This is a genomic window from Clostridium sp. D46t1_190503_E9 (genome assembly GCF_015555225.1).
Lineage (GTDB): Bacteria > Bacillota > Clostridia > Clostridiales > Clostridiaceae > Clostridium.
The window spans coordinates 192,516-214,221 of record NZ_JADNKB010000008.1; the positions used below are offsets into that span (position 1 = coordinate 192,516).

12 protein-coding genes are annotated in these 21,706 nt (G+C 25.9%); 4 read left to right on the top strand and 8 right to left on the bottom strand.

The genetic code is table 11. From position 1 onward, the window contains the following. Positions 1-3: 3 nt before the first annotated feature. Positions 4-705: an ABC transporter ATP-binding protein gene (locus I2E83_RS11245; protein ID WP_008680044.1), complete on the bottom strand. Its 702-nt coding sequence runs from the start codon at positions 703-705 to the stop codon at positions 4-6. Positions 706-920: 215 nt separating this feature from the next. Between I2E83_RS11245 and I2E83_RS11250 the strand changes: the two genes are divergently transcribed. Next, positions 921-1,472 (top strand): TetR/AcrR family transcriptional regulator, encoded by a 552-nt coding sequence (locus I2E83_RS11250; protein WP_195429839.1) that lies wholly within the window; start codon positions 921-923, stop codon positions 1,470-1,472. Positions 1,473-1,587: 115 nt separating this feature from the next. Here I2E83_RS11250 and I2E83_RS11255 read toward each other — a convergent pair whose 3' ends face one another. From I2E83_RS11255 to I2E83_RS11265, 3 genes are all read right to left on the bottom strand, one after another. Next, positions 1,588-3,810, bottom strand: coding sequence for a GGDEF domain-containing protein (locus tag I2E83_RS11255; RefSeq protein ID WP_195429841.1), 2,223 nt, complete (start codon positions 3,808-3,810; stop codon positions 1,588-1,590). 260 nt (positions 3,811-4,070) lie between these two features. Next, a complete protein-coding gene (locus I2E83_RS11260) occupies positions 4,071-7,382 on the bottom strand; it encodes a sensor histidine kinase (protein ID WP_195429843.1) in 3,312 nt (1,103 codons plus the stop codon). Positions 7,383-7,762: 380 nt separating this feature from the next. Beyond that, positions 7,763-11,074 (bottom strand): sensor histidine kinase, encoded by a 3,312-nt coding sequence (locus tag I2E83_RS11265; RefSeq protein ID WP_195429845.1) that lies wholly within the window; start codon positions 11,072-11,074, stop codon positions 7,763-7,765. Positions 11,075-11,717: 643 nt separating this feature from the next. Between I2E83_RS11265 and I2E83_RS11270 the strand changes: the two genes are divergently transcribed. Together I2E83_RS11270 and I2E83_RS11275 are read left to right on the top strand one after the other, a co-directional pair. Next, a complete protein-coding gene (locus I2E83_RS11270; RefSeq protein ID WP_195429846.1) occupies positions 11,718-11,993 on the top strand; it encodes a CD3324 family protein in 276 nt (91 codons plus the stop codon). A 90-nt stretch (positions 11,994-12,083) separates the two neighbouring features. Beyond that, a complete protein-coding gene (locus tag I2E83_RS11275; RefSeq protein ID WP_195429847.1) occupies positions 12,084-12,743 on the top strand; it encodes an FBP domain-containing protein in 660 nt (219 codons plus the stop codon). Between the two features lie 126 nt (positions 12,744-12,869). Here I2E83_RS11275 and I2E83_RS11280 read toward each other — a convergent pair whose 3' ends face one another. The 3 genes from I2E83_RS11280 to I2E83_RS11290 form a co-directional block, all read right to left on the bottom strand. Further along, positions 12,870-16,115, bottom strand: a complete 3,246-nt coding sequence (locus tag I2E83_RS11280; RefSeq protein WP_195429848.1) for a sensor histidine kinase — start codon at positions 16,113-16,115, stop codon at positions 12,870-12,872. Between the two features lie 210 nt (positions 16,116-16,325). After that, a complete protein-coding gene (locus I2E83_RS11285) occupies positions 16,326-16,475 on the bottom strand; it encodes a hypothetical protein (RefSeq protein ID WP_195429849.1) in 150 nt (49 codons plus the stop codon). A gap of 27 nt (positions 16,476-16,502) precedes the next feature. After that, entirely contained in the window at positions 16,503-17,687 is a 1,185-nt protein-coding gene (locus I2E83_RS11290; RefSeq protein WP_195429850.1) for a M20 family metallopeptidase, read from the bottom strand. A gap of 430 nt (positions 17,688-18,117) precedes the next feature. Here I2E83_RS11290 and I2E83_RS11295 point away from each other — a divergent pair, with 430 nt between their 5' ends. After that, a complete protein-coding gene (locus tag I2E83_RS11295; protein ID WP_195429851.1) occupies positions 18,118-21,273 on the top strand; it encodes an ATP-binding protein in 3,156 nt (1,051 codons plus the stop codon). Between the two features lie 106 nt (positions 21,274-21,379). Here I2E83_RS11295 and I2E83_RS11300 read toward each other — a convergent pair. Next, positions 21,380-21,706: aldo/keto reductase (locus tag I2E83_RS11300; RefSeq protein ID WP_207738505.1), on the bottom strand; the 327-nt coding region annotated here is incomplete at its 5' end.

Below are 21,706 nucleotides of genomic sequence, written 5' to 3' on the forward strand. Positions count from 1 at the left end.
CCTCTACCACTCTATAGAATCAACTGAAACAGGATTTTCGTTTACTTCTATGCTTCTAACCTTTGCATCTTTTATTTTTATAACTCTATCTGCAATTGGTGCAAGAGCTGAATTATGTGTTATAACAATTACTGTTGTTCCTGTATTTTTACATGTATCTTGCAGAGTCTTTAAAATCTGCTTTCCTGTTTTATAGTCAAGGGCACCAGTTGGCTCATCACATAAAAGTAATTTAGGATTTTTAGCTATGGCTCTTGCTATAGCTACTCTTTGCTGTTCCCCTCCTGATAATTGAGATGGAAAATTACCTTTTCTATGACCAAGTCCAACTAACTCAAGAGTTTTATCAACATCTAAAGCATTTTTTGTAATTTGTGTAGCAAGTTCCACATTTTCCTTTGCAGTTAAATTTTGAACTAAATTATAAAACTGAAATACAAACCCTACATCATATCTTCTGTAATTTGTAAGCTGTTTATTATTGAACTTTGATATATCAACATCATCAATAATTACCTTACCTTCATCACAAGTATCCATTCCTCCAAGAATATTTAATACAGTTGTTTTTCCAGCACCACTTGGTCCTAAAATAATAACAAACTCTCCTTTTTCTATTGAAAAATCAATTCCATTGTTTGCTATAATAGTGTTTTCTCCAATTTTGTATCTCTTATATTCGTCTCTTATTTCTATATATGACATCTCTCTCTCCCTTATCTTTATCTACTCAAAATACTCAACGTTATTAAATAGACACCTTGTTTGGTTAATGCTATAATTAAGTATAAATAATATATACTCTAATTACAATAATCACATATTTTTCTAATGTTATTAAATATACATTTTGATTGTTTTTGTTGATTTATTAACATATAATTAAAACTTTTAAATAAATACATAAAAGGATGGGTTAAATGGCAGGAATTAAAGGAAACAGAAGAACCTTATATACTAAAAAAATAATAAAAGAAAGTTTAATTGATTTACTTCAACATAAAAAAATTCATGAAATTACAGTTACTGATATCTGTAAAAAATCAGATATTAATAGGGGAACTTTTTACACTCATTATAAAGATTCTTATGATTTACTTAAATCAATAGAAGATGAGATATTTAATCAAATATCCATATATATTGAGGAAACCCCTGTAGAAGATTACAAAGAAGTTTTATTACTCAAAGCCCTTGAATTGATTTACGAGAATAAAGATTTATGCAAAATATTATTCAGTAAACAAATGGAGACTAACATTATGGATCGTATTATTTACGTGACAAGCAAATCTGAAATTGATAAGCTGGTTGGAAGTGCAAATATTGATGCTGTGTTTTTAGATTATTTTATAAAATATACTGTAGGCGGAGTTGTTTCAGTTATTCAAACGTGGTTAGAAAATGATTTAAAGGAACACCCAAAAGAAATATCTAAAATTATAAATGATATTATTTCATTCCATCCTTAATTTTAATAAAAAACATAATCTTATTTTAAATAAGTGCATTAAAATATAAAATACTCATACCAATTTGATATGAGTATTTTATAGGGTATTTAGAAATTAAATATTAACTAAACACTTATTTTGATAATAACGAAATATATTCGTTTTTAGGAACAGGCTTAGAAAAATAATATCCTTGAGCAATAAAACAATTATTTGCTATCAAAAATTCAACTTGTTCTTGAGTTTCAATTCCTTCCGCAATAATTTTCATATTTAATTTTTTTGCCATATCTATCGTAGATTTTATAATAATATCCATCTTAGGATTTCCTATATTATCTATAAATGATTTATCAAGTTTTAAAGTATCAAAACTTGATCTTGATATTGAACTAAGTGCAGAAATCCCTGTACCATAATCATCCATTTCTACTTTAAACCCCAACTTATGCAATTCATCAACAATACTATTTAATTTATCATTATTATTAATAAATACGCTTTCTGTTATTTCAAAAGCAATTTTAGATGAATCTATATCATATTTTTCTAACAAAGCTTCAATTCTTTCTACAATTCCCTGATATTCAAGATGCAGCCTTGATAAATTAACAGAAATCGGATGAATTTGATATCCTAAATAACTCATTTCCTTAATATCTTTGCATACTTTTCTTATAACTTCCTCATCTAGTTGAATAATTTGTCCATTATTTTCAAACACAGGTATGAATTTAGCAGGAGATATTAAAGAACCATCTTTTTTTCTCCATCTTATCAATGCTTCTGCTCCACAGATTTTCTTATTTCTCATATCATATTTTGGCTGATACCAAACTTCAAATTCATCATTTTTCAAAGCTTCTGGAAACTCAGATTCTATTCTTTTATTATCTATTATAGTTCTTTTATTTCGCTCATCAAAAAACTTATAACTTTGATTCATTTTATCTTTTATCTCTCTTTTTGCCATAAGAGCGTTACTATATACCCTATGCAGACTCTCAGAGTTATCTAAAGAACATATACCCATAGATATTTTTATAGGTATTACTTCATTTCTTTCAATATCCGTTTTAATTCTATAATCAAGCATATTTAATTTTTTAATTATTTCTTCTTTGTCATCATGATATAGAATTCCTATAAACGCGTCTGCCTTATCCTTATATAACTCATCATTAGGTAGCACTTCCTTAAATATTCTAACAATATATTTTAAAACATCATCTCCTATATCAGTTCCATGCATTATATTTATAACATTAAACTTATCTATATCAAAAACCACTAATGATTTATTTTTTCTATCAATCTGCTTCATATTTTCAAAATGCAATCTCAAACATTGATAATTTCTTTCTTTTGTCAATTCATCTATAAAGATAAGATAAGAAATCTTCTTTTGATATTTGTTATAAGATAAAATAAATATTCCAGCAGCCAAAATAAACGTAATATAAAATAATGCACTCTCTATATGAATACCTCTAAATATTATATCCGCATTTTGATATACACGCCTATTAGGTACATAAGATATTAAATACCAATCATTTATATTAAGAGGCTCATAATATATCAAATAATCTTCTTCCTCATAATTACAACTAATAAATCCACTTTCTTCTCTTGAAACATTTTCTTGAACTACTTTATATAATTCTGAATCCTCTACTTTTAACTTATGAAAGACATTGAAATCCCTATCATATATTTTATTAGGATTAGAAACAAGATTTCCTAATTTATCCACTACAACGCTTTTTCCTTCTCCATTAAAAGAATCGATATTTAAAATATTATAAAAATCTTCAGATTTATATGTAGCTGTTAATATCATCTCTACATCATTTCCATTGTAAATTGGAAATGTAAATATATTTAACATAAATTGTTTATCTTCACTAAAATAACTTTTAGATACGCCCGCAATCCCATTCATTCCATTTTTGTAATAATCATATTTACTTAAGTCTAATACTTCACCTAAAGTCGTATAGCAAATACCACCTTTATCAATAATACCCATATTGTAAAACCCATAAGATTTACTATAAATTTTTAAATTCTCAACTATATTCAAGATTTTATTACTATTAATATCTTCTATACTTTTCGCTAAAGATTCTAATACTTTTTGTTTTGCTTCAATTTCTGCCTGCATTGCTATAACATTTTGTGAAGAAACATTTTTAAGTTTTGCCCTAGCCTCTTTATCAATCAAATCACTTAAACGTCTATTGTGATATCTAAATAAAAATACTCCTATAATTAAAATTAAAATAAACACTATACATATTGATATAGATAATCCTTTTTTATATTTGTTATTAAACTTTGCTACACTTATCATAAAATTTTGCTCTCCATACCAAATTCTTATTTTTAAGATTAAATTCTCTTTATAACAAGAGTTTTCAAAATATATCTACTCATTTATCAACCATTTTATAACCTATATCAATACCATTTTTACACTTTTGTATACTTTTTTTTGTTATTAATGAATTCATCCTAATTATCTTATTAACTTTATCTTTATAAAAAATAAGCTAGATGAAGTAATTCTCACCTCATCTAGCTTATCTATCTAATAACGATACTTATATTTTTTTAAAGTTTCATTTCATGATAATCTTCATTATCACAAGTAATATTTTCTGCTACATCTGGTAGTCCTATTGTAAATCTACTACCTTTATTAGGTTCACTTTCAAGTTTAACATAACCACCATGAAGTTCTGCTATATGTTTAACAAGGGTAAGTCCAATACCACTACTACTTGCCTTTGTAACACCAGTTCCCTCAACTTGTGAAAATCTTTGGAATATAAACTCTTGATCTTCTTTTGATATTCCTATTCCTGTATCCTCTACAGTAATCTCAATATTATTTTCAACTTCTTTAATAAATACTCGGATTTCCCCACCTTCTGGAGTAAACTTAACTGCGTTTCCTAATAAGTTAATTACACATCTTTCTATTTCAGTATCATCAAAAGAAATAATTTTTTCTTCCATATCTGGGTCAATTATAAGAGATAGCCCTTTGTCTTCTATGAACTTACTCATATTAAGTGCAGCTTCTTCAACTACATATACTATATCATTATTTGTTTTATTAATTTTATACTGGCCTGTCTCTATTTTTGAACTATCTATAATATCATTTATTATTTTTAATAAATTGCCACAGCTTTTATTTATAATATTCATATATTTATTAGATCTCTCTTGTGTTAATGATTTATCTCGATTAATTGCGTTTATTAACTGTACTGTTGATGCTATAACATTTATTGGTGTTCTTAGTTCATGAGATAAATTTACAAAATAATTATTTTTAAACTTTTCTTTGCCTATTATTTCTTCACTTAATTTTTTATTTTCTTCAAGCTGCATGTTAAGTCTCATTGTTTTTTGATCTACTAATTTTTTTAGTATTTTAACATAATTTAATATATAAAAAGCTATTAATATTATTAAAATTAAGTATATTAAATAAGCTAATGGACTTTTCCAAATTGGTTTTTTAACTCTTATATTCATACTTGTCTCTTCAGTTAATTCCCCATGCCCATCTCTAGCTCTTAATTTCAAAGTATATTTACCTGGTTCTAAGGATTTAAAATATAAATTACTTGTAGATTCTATATATGACCAATCAGAATCAACTCCTTTAAGCATATATTCATAAGTTATTTGATTTAATCTTTCATAGTTAGGCAAGAAGTAATTAATATATAAATCTCTATTTTTATATTTTAAAACTAATTCATTTTCATCATAAATAGCTTTATTTTTGCCAATATAAATATCACCAATTATAACTTTATTGTTAGATCCCTTAGGAGAAACTATATCCTTAGGATTAAAATATACTACGCCATTTGTACTTCCCAAAATCATAAATCCACTTTCAAGCTTTATACCTGAATTTAAATTAAATTGATAGCCGCTTAATCCATCTAACTTAGTAAAGCTTGTAAAACTTTCTTTTTCTATATCAAACTTATTTAACCCTTTATTTGTGCTTATCCAAACATTATTGTTATCATCAAATAAAATCGAATTTATAAAGTTATTTGTTAATCCATTAGCTGTAGTGTATGGAGTAATTTTATTTGTTTCTATATCAAATTTAATAAGCCCTATATTTGTCCCTATCCATATCTTTCCTTCACCATCAAATCCCATACAATTTATATATTTATTTATTAAGGAATCTTCATAGGAACAATCTTTACCATATTGCCCTACAACTCCATTTTTCTTATGATACTTTATTAAGCCTGTATCAACTCCACCTAACCAAAGAATATCTTTATCTTTATAATCTGGCAATATATAGTTTATGCGTCCAGGATTTATATTAAATTTTATTAAATTATCACTATGATATATTTTTTTTCCAGTATTAAGATCACAACTAAAAAAATTAAATGTGGACGCAACCCAAACAATATCTCCATCACTATATACATAATTTAACTCGGAAGCATAACCGTCTTCAACCAGATGTAGTTTACTTAACAACTTTTCTGTATCAAATGATATTGTTCCATTATTAGTTGTAACAATAATATACCTGTCATTTATCTTAAATAAACTCTTTATATATTTATCTTTTAAGCTTATCTCATCATTAATTTCATATATTGACTTTAATAATTTACCAGTAGGATATTCAAATATATATATTCCATTATATTTAGTTGCTACCCATATTTTCCCCTTATTCTCAAGTATAGATACTATACTTTTATCCCCTAAATTCACTTGATCTAATATGTAATTGAATTGATTATTAGTATTTAATATATTCACACCTTTATCTGTTCCAATCCATATTGTTCCATTAAAATCTTCATAAAAGCATGTTATAACATTACTTGTAAGAGATGAAGATACACTTGCATTTTTTCTTAATATATCCACATCTTTATTATCAGCTGCATATCTCATTATGCCATTATTAGTAGCCAACCATAAATTATCTTTACTATCACTTAAAATAAAATAGTTGTTATGAACTTTTCCTATATGTTTATCACTAGTATAAACTGTCTTTATTTCTTTTTCTTCAATGCTATATATTTTTATCCCCTCAGAATCTACAACCCATATTATTCCTTTTTCTTCTGACTTTATATCACACATAAGAATACTATCTTTCGTAGAAATCCATACTCTACTTGAATTATCAATTTCTATGTTATAGATATATAATTTATCTTCATATATTTCAGCTTGATTAGCAAAGATGTTTAAATTTTCATTTATAACATTTATACCATATTTTGTTCCAACCCATACAGCTCCATCTTCTCCTTCTGTTAAGCAAGTTATTGATGAATTAGTCAAGAAACTTTCGCCATTTTCATCATGATAAAAGGCTTTAATGCTATTATTCTCAAGGTCTATTTTCATTAATCCGTATTCCGTACCAACCCACATAACATTGTCATTATAGCTACTTTTCAATAAAGATGTAATCTTTAATTTACCTAAATTATATTTATCTTCAGGTAAATCCTTCATTCTTACTATAGTATCCTTATCTTTAATTAAGAAATCTAGTCCATGATCAGTAGCTATCCATATATTCCCATATTTATCTTCCTCTATATCTGTTATATATGTTGAACTTAAAGTATTCACTTCTTCATAACTACAATTATATATCTTTATAAATTCACCATCATACCTATTAAGCCCATCTACTGTACCTATCCACATATATCCCATGCTATCCTGAAATATTGTTGTTACATATTCATTAGAAAGCCCTTCATCAATAGATAAACTTTCAAACTGCTCTCTTGTTAATATATCTGCTGATACTTTTATTGGTATTAAATTACTTATTAAAGTTATTATTAAAATACATATCTGCAATTTACATTTTAGCAATTTAGACTTCATTTAAATATTACCTCACATTCCTGAATATTACTCATCTTTAGTATAGTTTTATTTCTATAATCAAACAATTATATAAGTAAATAATAACATTTTTCTTTCATAATTTCACCTAAGTTCACCAATTGTTAACATAAAAAATTACATTTTATTATTTTTTTCGACACTAATACCATTTTTTATATCTAATCCATAAAAAATGGATGAAATAAATCATTAGTTTTATACTCTCAATACTAAATAATGTTATCTATAATATATTTTTAATATTGTAACTTTTCATCTTAATTATCTTATTCGCCTTATCTTTATAAAAAAATAAGCTAGATGAAGTAATTCTCCCCTCATCCAGCTTGTCTATTTAATAACGATATTTAGATTTTTTAAAGTTTCATTTCATGACAATCTTCATTGTCACATGTAATATTCTCTGCTACATCTGGTAGCCCTATTGTAAATCTACTACCTTTATTAAGCTCACTTTCAAGTTTAACATATCCACCATGAAGTTCTGCTATATGTTTAACAAGAGTAAGTCCAATTCCACTACTACTTGCTTTTGTAGCTCCAGTTCCCTCAACTTGTGAAAATCTTTGGAATATAAACTCTTGATCTTCTTTTGATATTCCTATTCCTGTATCTTCTATAGTGATTTCAATATTATTTTCAACTTCTTTTATAAATACTCTTATTTCTCCACCTTCTGGAGTAAACTTAACTGCGTTTCCTAATAAGTTAATTACACATCTTTCTATTTCAGTATCATCAAAAGAAATAGTTTTTTCTTCAATATCAGGATCAATTATAAGGGATAAACCTTTCTCCTCTATAAATTTACTCATATTAAGTGCAGCTTCTTCAACTACATATACTATATCATTATTTGTTTTATTAATTTTATACTGACCTGTTTCTATTTTTGAGCTATCTATAATATCACTAATAATTTTTAATAGATTATTACAGCTTTTATCTATAATATTCATATATTTATTAGATTTTTCTTGTGTCAATGCTTCATCTATACTAAGTGTATTTATCAATTGTACTGTTGATGCTATAACATTTATTGGTGTTCTTAGTTCATGAGATAAATTTACAAAATAATTATTTTTAAACTTTTCTTTATCTATTATTTCTTTACTTAACCTTTTATTTTCTTCAAGTTGCATGTTAAGTTTCATTGTTTCTTCAGCAACTAATTTTTTTAGTATTTTAACATAATTTAATATATAAACAGCTATTGCTATTATTATAGTTAAGTATATTAAGTAAGCTAAAGGACTTTTCCAAATAGGTTTTTTAACTCTTATATTCAGACTTGTTTCTTCAGTTAATTTACCATGCCCATCTCTAGCCCTTAATTTCAAGGTATATTTCCCTGGATTTAAGGATTTAAAATATAAATCATTTGTATCTCCTATATATACCCATTCAGAATCAACTCCTTCAAGCATATACTCATAAGTTATGTAATTTACTCTTTCATAGTTAGGCAAGAAATAATTAATATATAAATCTCTATTTTTATATTCTAAAACTAATTCATTTTCATCATAAATAGCTTTATTTTTACCAATATACATATCACCAACTACAACTTTATTGTTAGATCCCTTAGGAGAAACTATATCCTTAGGATTAAAATATACTACGCCATTTGTACTTCCAAAAATCATAAATCCACTTTCAAGCTTTATACCTGAATTTAAATTAAATTGATAGCCGCTTAATCCATCTAACTTAGTAAAGCTTGTAAAACTTTCTTTTTCTATATCAAACTTATTTAACCCTTTATTTGTGCTTATCCAAATATTATCATCATCATCAAATAAAATCGAATTTATAAAGTTATTTGTTAATCCATTAGCTGTTGTGTATTGAGTAATTTGATTTGTTTCTATATCAAATTTGATAAGTCCTATATTTGTCCCTATCCACATTTTTCCTTCCTTATCAAATGCCATACAATTTATATATTTATCTATTAAGGAATTCCCATGGGAACAATCATTGCAATATTGCTCTATAACTCCATTTTTTTTATGATACTTTATTAAGCCTGTATCAACTCCACCTAACCAAAGAATATCTTTATCTTTATTATCTGGGAGTATATATTTTATACTTCCAGGTTTTATATTAAATTCTATTAATTTATCCATAAGATATACAGTTGTCCCATTATTTATATCATAACAATACAAATTAGATGTAGTTGCTCCCCAAAGAAATTTCCCATCACTATATGCATAAGATAATTCTGATGAATAACCATCCTCAATTAAATGAAACTCAGCTAATAGTTCATTTGTCTTAATTAATATTACTCCCTTATTAGTTGCAACTAAGACATCACTATCATTAACCTTAAATAAACTCTTTATATATTGATTTCTTAAACTTATTTCATTATTGATTTCATATAATTTGTGTAATAACTTACTAGTTAATCTATCATAAACATATATTCCATTATATTTAGTTGCTACCCATATTTTGTCATTATGATGTAATATAGATACTATGCTTTTATCTCCCAAATTCATTTGATCTAACATGGAGTTAAATTGATTATTAGTATTTAATATATTTACACCTTTGTCTGTTCCAATCCATATTGTCCCATTAAAATCTTCATAAAAGCACGTTATAACATTACTTGTAAGAGATGAAGATAAACTTACATCTTTTCTTAATATATCAACATTATTTTTCTCAGGTGAATACATTACTATCCCATTATTGCTAGCCGTCCATATATTATCTTTACTATCATTCATAACAAAATAGTTGCTATTCATTTTTCCTATATCAATAGAGTAATTATAAACGGTCCTTATCTCTTCTTCTTCAATATTATATTGCTTTATTCCATCAAAATCTACTATCCATATTACTCCTATTTCTTCTGATTTTATATCACACATAATAGTACTATCTTTTGTAGAAATCCATGCTCTTCCTAAATTATCAATGTCTATATTATAAATATACAATTTATCCGAGTGAATTTTAGATTTGTTAACAAATATATTTAAATTTTCGTCTATGATATTTACTCCATATTTTGTACCAACCCATACCGCCCCATCTTCTCCTTCTTCTAAACAAGTTATTGATGAGTTAGTTAAAGATTTTTCATTATTTTTATCATAATAGAATGCTTTAATATCATTACTTTCAAGATTTATTTGCATTAATCCATATTCCGTACCAACCCACATAATATTGTCATTATAGCTACTTTTTAATAACGATGTAATCTTTAATTTACCTAAATTATATTTATCTTCTGGTAAATCCTTCATTCTTACTATAGTATCTTTGTCCCTAATTAAGAAATCTAATCCATGGTCTGTAGCTATCCATATATTCCCATATTTATCTTCTTCTATGCCCATTATATATGTGGAACTTAAAGTATTTTCATCTTCATAACTACAGTTATATATCTTTATAAATTCGCCATCATACCTATTAAGACCATCTACTGTGCCTATCCACATATATCCCATGCTATCCTGAAATATTGTTGTTACATACTCATTAGAAAGCCCTTCATCAATAGATAAACTTTTAAACTGTTCTCTTGTTAATATTTCTGCTGATACTTTTATAGTGATTAAGTTACTAATTAAAGTTATTATTAAAATAAATATCAGCAATTTACATTTTAACAATGTTAACTTCATTAAATTATTACCTCACATTTCCGAAACATAATTTATTTTTAATATAATTTCAATTATACAATAACCAATTATATACCTAATAATAACATTTTTCTTATATAATTTCATCCAAGTTCATCAATTATTAACACAAAAAATACATTTTGTTATTTTTTTCGACATTATTATCCTTGTGTCAATTGTTATCTTTATTTATTTTTATTCCTTACATAACTAAACATTCTAGCCCTTTCGATTCTGATATAAAAGCCTTATCTTTAATAAATTTAATTTCATATTTATTTTCTCCTGATTTAACATGCTCTAAGATTCTTTTTTCATTATTAAACTTTAACAAGAACTAAAAATTTTCTAATAAATTTTATCGTTATAAATTACGCAAATAACTTATTGATTTTTATTAATTATGCTATAATATTTCTAAACTTTTTTATGTTAGGGGGTGTTTTTTTATGAAGGTTAATAATACATTCAGCCTTAAGTCAGTTTGCTCTTTGCAAGGATTACAAAAGTCAGCTATGCTTTGTTTGGAGCCTAAACTGTTTAATTAGCTGAAAGTTTTATACTTTTTAGGTTCTGTAACACATAGCTTAATTGTATTCTTTGCCTTAATTCTTTATAAAAAAATTAAGGAGTAAGAAAAATGAAATACGCAAAAGCAAATGATGTGTTACCAGATGAAATAATTGAACTAATACAAAAATATGTAGATGGAAAATATCTTTATATTCCTAAAAAAAGTGCTACTCATAAATCCTGGGGTGAAGAAAGTGGTATAAAAGCCTCATTAAAAATTAGAAATACTGAAATTTATGAAAAGCATCTTAATGGTTGTAGTGTTAATAAATTATGTGAGGAATACTTTTTATCAGAAAAAAGTATTAGAAGGATAATTTATCAGCAAAAAAATTGCTCATAGTTATTGCAGAATCATTTAATAGCTTGAATATGTCTTATAACCACTTTATCCTTATATTTATAAAATAAGTTTAATAAGCGGAGGTAAACAATGGATCCTTTTATTAAAAATCATGAATTTAATTATATAAAAAGATGTATGAAAGATTTAAACAATTCTTTAGGACTATGCGTAGATAAAGATATTATTCAAGCTAACAAATTATATATAAATCAAAAAATCTTAGATAATTTTTCTTTTTTAAATTTATCAACAGATCAAAAAGATTTACTTGATATTACAAAAATAACTGAACAATATCATATTGATTTTTATTTAGAAAAGTTATTAAATTACGTATATGAAAGACCCAATATAACAAATGCACAAATAAATAGGTTATTTAAAAAAGAAAAAAAATTTAAGCTACCTGATGAAGATACTATTAATTTAAAAAGTACTTACTTAGGATGGATTGATAATCAAATAAGGAAATTATTTATTGCGTATAATTTAGATGGAAACCTTCTTGGTATGGCTTGTAGAATATCTAATCCTGAACCTAAAGGTTCACATAGATGTATTCTTTGTAATCACATTGGTAAGGAAAATGAAGTTGCCTTTGTTTCGCCAATATGCAAACCATCATCTAAAGATGCTTATAAATCTATAGGCTTTGATATATGTTTAAATAGTAAAGAGTGTAACGAAAGAATAGTTTCTATCAGTAAGCTTGAAGAACTTTTGAAAACCGTAAATAATATTAAATAACTTTTTTAACTAAAAAGTTAAAAGGGGTCGCGTAACGCGACCCCCTTTAAAATAAACATATAATTTAAAATAACTTTGATATATACTTAATTACAATTAATAAAATAAATGCTTATGAAATAATAACTAATCAGTTGGTAATATTATTGTAAACTTACTTCCCTTATTTAATTCACTTTCTAAAGTAACATGTCCCCCATGTAATTCTACAATATATTTTACTAATGTTAATCCTATTCCACTACTACTTACTTGAGTAGAATTAGAATTCTTTCCTTGTTCGAACCTTTTAAATATAAATTCTTGATCTTCTTTAGATATTCCTATACCACTATCTTCCACAGAAATTATTACAACATCATTATCGTCTTCAATTAAAACTTTAATTTCTCCACCACTTTCTGTAAACTTAACTGCATTCCCAATAAGGTTAATAATACATCTTTCTATTTCCTTAGGATCACAGCATATAGGCATTTCTTCAATTTCAGGATCAATGATTAATTCGATCCCCTTATTATTAATATAATCACTCATATTTAATGCAGTTTCTTCAACTAAATAGACTATATCAACATTTTCTTGCTTATTTATCTTATAAGCACCTGTTTCTATTTTAGAACTATCAATAATGTCATTTATTATATTTAATAAATGATTGGAGCTTTTCTTTATAACATTCATATAGTTATCAAATTTTTCTTTAGCTACTCCTCCATTTTTGTCTAAAGAATTCAATAATTGAAGTACTGATAAAATTATATTTAAAGGTGTTCTTAATTCATGAGATAAATTAACAAAATAGTCATTCTTAAACTTTTCATTTCTAATATTTCTTTCATAAAGCCTTTTATTTTCTTCCATTTGTGAACTTATTTCTTTTGTTTGCTTATCTACTAAAGCTCTTAAAATTTGTACATAATAAGTAGAATATAAAATTATTAAAAATATAACTACTATATAAAGACAATATGCTAAATCCGATTTCCAAAACGGTTTTTTTATAACAAAGCTTATAGATGATTCTTCTGTTAGACTTCCATCACTTTTAGATGCCTTAACTCTAAATGTGTAATTACCTGGATTTAATGTTGAATAAGAAGCATACCCCTCCCTAGTACTGCGCACCCACTCTTCATTTATTCCATCCATTTTGTATAAATAAATTATTCCTTCTATTCTTGAATAATCTGGAAAGAAATACTGTATTGATATATTATTTTCGTTATATTTAAGCTCAATATTTTCTTTTTCCTCCAAATATAACTCTTTATTTACCCATAAATTATCTATGACTATTTTATTTTCTTTAGAAACTGCTTCTTTTATATTATTTGGATGAAAGGAAACAACACCTTTTGTTGTTCCAAATAATAAATGCCCAATTTTTGTTTTATATACGGCTCTTTTATTAAATTGGATTCCACATAACCCATCAACTTCTGTAAAATTAATAAATCTATTTTCACTTATAATAAACTTACTTAATCCATAACTTGTCCCTAACCATACATCTTTATTATTATCTATAATAATGCTATTTATATAATTGCTACCTAAACCATCATCTTCACAATATCTAGTAAAACTCTCCTCTTTAATATTAAACTTATTTAAACCTACTTCAGTTCCTATCCAAAGATTTCCGTTACCATCTCCCTGAATACAATTTATAGAATCATAACTTAATGAATTACTTTCAGAAGATGATAAATAATTTTTTAGTACTCCTTTAGTTTTATGGAATTTTATTAAACCACCGTTTCTTCCTCCTGCTAACCAAAGAATATTTTCATCATTATCATCTTGATAAATATCAGATACTATATAATTTACTATGCCACTTTCGATAAAATGTTTTTTATAATTCACAACTTCATATTTCTCATTGTTACCTCTATAAAGTCCTTCATTAGTTGCAATCCAAATATATTTACCATCATTTAAAATTTTTAATTCTTGATTAAAAAAAGTAACTTTTTGAAATTCTTCTTCACCATATTTATTTATTGTTCCTGTTGCTTTGTCAATTATATTTATTCCTTTTTCAGTGGATACTAATATTTTACCGCTTTGTCCTTGAATAATACTTTTTATTGTATTACTACTTAATGAATTTTCATTATTTTCATCATAAACAAATCTTGTCATAGTATTTTTATCTACATTAAAATAAATTATTCCACTTTGTTCAGTACCTATCCATAAATCATTTTCATTATCTTCTAAAAATGACGTTATACTATTCCCGCTTATATTGTATTTCTTAAATAAATTATTTATTTTATTACTAAACTGTTGTTCAATATTTAATATACTAACACCATTATCCGTACCTACCCATAGTACTCCATTCCTATCTTCATATAAACATCTTATTGAATTACTTAATAAATAATTTGAAGAATTATTCCCTGACTGATATATTTTTGTTGAATTATCACTTGGAGTATATTTTATCAACCCATTTAAACCACCAAACCATATATTCCCTTTGCTATCACATAATACCCTAGTTATATCTTGCTTTAATTTTTCTCCAATATCAATGCTGTAATTTGATAATTCATATTTGCCAGCTGTTATCTGATATATACCATTTTTACTTACGCTCCACATATTCCCTTCATTATCTTTATCTATTTTATATATGTGCACAGTATTATTTTCATTTTTTCTATTTTTTATATCAAAATTATCTAAATCTATAGTTCCAATTCCACCTGCAGTAGACACCCATAAATATCCATAATTATCTTCATCTATATCTGTTATATAATTATCGCTTATACTTCTATGTGTTCCATCTGAATAATATTTTATAAATTTATCATTTTCTTCATCATACATATTAAGCCCATTTGTAGTTCCAACCCACATAGTATCTTTACTATCTTTATAAATTGAGGTTATTGTATAACCGGATAATGTATTGTGATCGCTTCCATTCTTATCTATTTTATGTACTTTATTTTCAGATCTATTTATAATGTTTAATCCATTATCAGTTCCGACCCATATATTCTCGTATCTATCTTCATTTATGCTTGTAATACAAGTTGAAGTAAGCCTACATTCATCATTACTGTCATAGTTATATTCTATTATTACATTCCCATTGTATTGATTTAAACCATCTTCAGTACCTATCCAGATATAACCTAACGAATCTTGGTAAATATCTGTTATAAGATTACTAGATAACCCATGCTTCATAGTTATATTATAAAAATTAATTTTATCTTCTTGAGCAACAGAATTGTTATAAAAATCTACATTATTGGCGAAAACTACACTTACATTGCTAAATAAAGTTAAAAAAATTACTACAAATACTACTATATTTTTTCTATATTTTTTCATTTTTCTCATTATACCCCAGCCAAATATCAATATTTTTATAACATATTTTTAGCATTTTTTACCGCAATAGTCAATATATACTCAAAACATTTACAAAAATATAACTTTTCATAATTCAAACTATCTTACAATCAAAATTTTATAATTTAATAATATTATTAATTATTCTATTAAAAGAAAAACAGAGTCTATTGACTCTGTTTTTTGCATAATCTTTAGCTATTTATTACATTCTCTATTTTTATTTCTAACTGGTACAAATTCTGAAGTTGTATCATTTGGATCAATATAAACATATTCCCCATTGCTATCCTTCTTCAGACCTAAAGATGCCATTTTCTTTTTACTATTTCTATACTTTGTACTCATTAGCTTCACCTCTTAATGCTATTTTTATTACTTATTGTTCCTTAACCAATTAATAGCACAATATGAATGCATAGCTGCACCTGTAACTAATATATCTTCATTGAATACTATTTTTTCATTGTGCATTGGTTCACCATACAAAGGATTCTCTTGCTTTGTACCTGCACCTAACATAAGATAAACACTTGGAACCTCATATGAATAAGATGCAAAATCTTCTGATCCCATTCCTCCACCTTCAAATAAATGAACTGACTTTTCACCCAATAAATCTTTTATATAAGAAGTAACTTCTTTAGCTAAATCAGTATTATTAGCTAATGGTGGTACTGATGACAATTCTATAAGCTCTGCTTCGCCTCTAAACATCTTAGCAGTAGAAACTACTATATCATTCATTCGATTAAATATAAATTCTCCTACTTCCTTATCTAAACTTCTTATAGTTCCTTCCATAATAACTTCACCAGGTATTATATTAGGAGCATCTCCACCTGAGAATTTTCCTATTGTCAAAACAGCAGGTTTAGTTGCTGTTATTTCTCTTGCTATTATTTCTTGAAGTGATATGTATATGTGAGCAGCTATATTTATTGGATCCACGCCTAGTTCTGGCATAGCTCCATGACACCCAGTTCCTTTTACAACTATTCTAAATCTATTACATCCTGCTATACTAGTTCCTAACCCACATAATACAAAATTGGAAGGTGTTCCAGAATGAACATGCATTGCCATAGCTGCATCAACCTTAGGATTTTCAAGAACACCTGCCGCTAACATTTTCTTAGCACCAGTAAAGCCCTCTTCATCTGGTTGAAACACCAATTTAACTGTTCCCTCAATTTGATTTTGATTTTCTTTAAGTAGTCTTGCAGCTCCTAAAAGCATTGCTGTATGCATATCATGCCCACAGGAATGCATACAACCATTAGTTGACTTAAAATCACATTCAGTAGCTTCTTTCATTGGTAGTGCATCCATATCAGCTCTTAATAAAAATGTTTTTCCTGGCTTATTTCCTTCAATTGTAGCAACTATTCCACTTTCACATATTTCCTTTGGTTCATACCCAAACTCTCTTAACTTATCCATTACATAAGCTTTTGTTTTAGGTAATTCAGGTCCAACTTCAGGATTACTATGAATAGTTCTTCTATAACTTATAATATCATCTTTTATTGATTTGGCTTTTTCTATAAATTCATTCATATCTACACCTCATTTTCTAATACTCATATTTATTCTTCCACTTATTTTTATAAATTAATTATTCATTTGTCAACTTATAGTTTTATTTAAAGAAAATGTCCACAGTACGTATTATAACTTTTTTATATTCATAATAAAGAAATTAAGGCTTTCTTCATATTTAAGTAGTAAATTGAATTCTTTCAGTTGTTAAACTTCTTGACAAAGCTAGTATTTTGAAGGGATTATACAAGGGGCTAACGTTTCGTTAGTCCCTTGTAAATACTGCATATAAGATAGAAAATTGTACTGAAATAACAACATCAATTTCTTTTTTATATTGTAATTAAATTAAATTCTTTAAAATTTTGTAAATATCTATATAAATTTATATTCTTATTCTGCTCAGTATGATAAACTAACCAATATAAAATTTTTAAGGAATGGTTAAATGATTAAACATAAACAAAAGATAATAATTTTTATAGTAATATTTTTAGTATCTATAAATATTCCAATATTAACTTATTCATCTGAATTCATGTTTTATAATATGACTGCATCAAATGGATTATCACAAACTTCAGTGAGTACTATATATCAAGATAGTTCAGGCTATATCTGGATTGGTACTAAGAATGGTTTAAATAAATATAATGGATTTGACTTAGAAATTTATAATAAAGGTTTTAGTGAAAAACGAAATATTGTAGATGGATATATTACATGTTTGAATGAGGACTTAAGTAAAAATTTATGGGTAGGAACAAATGATGGTTTAAGTAAGATTAATTTAGACACTAATAAAATAACCAATTATACTATAAATACCAGTTCATTGTTATCAAGTAAAATTAGAGATATTAAAATTAATAATAATGGTGATATTATAATTGCCACTTCTAATGAATTATATAGATATGATAAATTTGCAGATGATTTTATCTCTTTGATTCATGAAGATTTTAAGCCTTCATCTTCCAATATATTATCTATAGAAATTTATAATAACGCTGAAATTTATATCATATCACCAAACTGCCTTTTTAAATATGATATGACAAATGATAAATATACAATTATTGATAATGAACTAATAGATACTATAGCAAAGAATAATACTTTTACAACTTTCTCTCTACATAAGGATAGCATCTACTTAGGAACTCTATCTGATGGTTTATATGTATACAATATTAAAACTGGACAAGTAGATAAAGAGTATAAATTATATACTGATGGAAATAGTGGTCCTTCTAATACTGTTAATAGTATTCACATTGATGAAACTGGAATTTATATTGGCACAAAGAAAGGTCTATACATAGATGAAAGAGACGGATTACAAAAACAATTTACACATAGCTTCTATGATAGATACTCATTGATTGATGATAATGTTTCTTATATTATGAAGGATTCTAGTGGTCTTTTATGGATAGGTACATTTTCTGGGATAAGTACAGTTGATTGTAATTTAGGGATAACTTATTATAACGATTTTTTCGTTAATCCAAGTATAAATAATAATAACATTGTAATTGGTACATATGAAGATATTGATAAAAAATTATGGCTTGGAGTCTACAACAATGGTATTAGTATATGGGATAAAAAAAATAATACTGTTACTCAGCTAAATACTCAAACCATTAATAAATTAAATTCTGATACTATTTGGGATATAAAAGGTACGGAAAAATATATTTTCGCTACATCGTCAGTTGGATTAAATATTATAAATAGAGAGACTTTAGAAGTTAAGCATATATTGGACAATATATTTTGTCACACATTATATATAGATGGGGACTATCTATGGGTGGGCACTATAGGTGGATTTCATATTATTGACTTAAATGATTTTAGCATAAAAAATATGAACAAATTGTTTGCTCAAAATAATATATCTGTTAGATTCGGTGGAACAATTTTTAAAGATTCCAAAGGTATTTATTGGCTTGGAAGTTCAATGAAAGATGGATTAATACGATTTGATTATAAAGATAATTCTCTAAAACAATTTAAATATAATGAATTTGAAAATAGTATTTCAGATAATTCCATATTATCAATAAACGAAGATAATGAAGGAAATCTATGGTTTGGTACTGAAAGTGGTCTAAATAAATATAATAGTGATACTGAAGAATTCATATTATACTCTATTGAAGATGGTCTATCTAATAATACTATTTACAGTGTAATGCCTTTTAATGATGACATATGGATAAGCACAAATTCTGGAATAAATTGTTTGCAGTTTGAAGATAATCAACTGATAAATATAAGAAAATATTTAAAAGGCGTAGAATTTTCTTCAAATTCATTTTTTGAAACTTCAAATGGAGAATTTATTTTAGGAGGCATTGATGGATTATATAAAATAGACCCTGCTGCTATAGAATGTAGCTTGTATGCACCAATGCTGCAATTTGATTCTTTTATACTAAATGGAACTAAAGTAAATGATTTTAATAATACCTCCATAAAATATAAAGATAATTTTATTTCTATAAAATTATTTACTACTGCTTATAGTAGTATACAAAATATAAACTTTTATTATCGAATAAATAACGACAAATGGATCTTGATGGATAGTAATGAAGTTACATTTTCAAATTTATCTGATAATAAATATACTATAGATTTCATAGCTAAAAACTCTAATGGAAATAACAGTGAAATCAAAAGTATATCTTTTAATGTAGATCCTCCATTTTGGAGAAGTAAAATAGCTATATTTGTTTATTTTTTATTATTTTGTATAATTGCTATTTACTTATATTTAAAAATAGCCTATATGAGCAATGCTATTATATTAAGAAATAAACAATTAGCAAAAGAAATGTTAGAAAAAAATCAACTTCTTACTAAAAATATTGAACTAGAAAAGCGTAAGAATAATTACTTAATTAATATGTCTCATGAACTTAGAACTCCATTAAATGTTATAGGCGCAACTCAACAATTAATAACTCGACTTAATAACAATGGATCTATTTCATCCGAGGATCTATCAAAGTATATGGAAATAAGTGATAACAACCAAAAAAGACTTTTAAAAATAATTAATGATTTAATAGATTCTACAAAAATGAATGAAGGTATGTATAAGTTATTAGTCGAAGAAAAAGATATTATATATGTAATTGAAGAAGCTGCTCTATCATTAAAGAGCTTAGCTGAAGAAAAAGAAATTAATCTTATTATTGATACAAATGTAGAGGAATGTATCATGAAATTTGATGAAGATGCTATTGAAAGATGTATTATTAATATTGTTGGTAATGCTATAAAATTCACAAATCCAGGTGGAGAGATATTAGTTAATATAATGGATTTTTATAGTATCCTAAAAATAGAAATAAGTGATACTGGAAGTGGAATACCTGCTGAAAAAATCGATACTATATTTGATAGATTTGACCAAGCTGTAAATTCCAAGAGAGAAGTTTCAATGGGCAGCGGTTTAGGGCTTACTATTACCAAAGGATTAATTGAACTTCATACCGGAAATGTTTTTGTTAAAAGTAAACTAGGTGAAGGTACAACTTTTACAATAATATTGCCTAAAACTATTGAAGAAACTAATGAAGTATAAAAAAACTTAATAATAATAATAATAATAATAATAATAATAATAAGCATATGAGTGGTTGTTTAACTACTCATATGCTTATTAAATTTACTAAACTAAAAATAATAAATTAAAAATCAAAATTATCTGGATCTGGTCCTACCCTTAAATCTTTATTTAAGCTATCTATCTTAGCCATATCATCATCACTTAAATTAAAATCAAATACATCTATGTTTTCAACTAATCTTCTTTCATTTGTTGATTTAGGAATAGTTACTATTTGACTTTGTAAATCCCAACGTAATACTACTTGCGCTGATGATTTATTATACTTCTTAGCTATTTCTTTTAATGTTTCATCTTCTAATAATCCATTACCAGCCATTAAAGGTGACCATGCTTCAACTTGAATATCATTTTCTCTGCAGAATTCTCTAACCTTTTGTTGACTTAA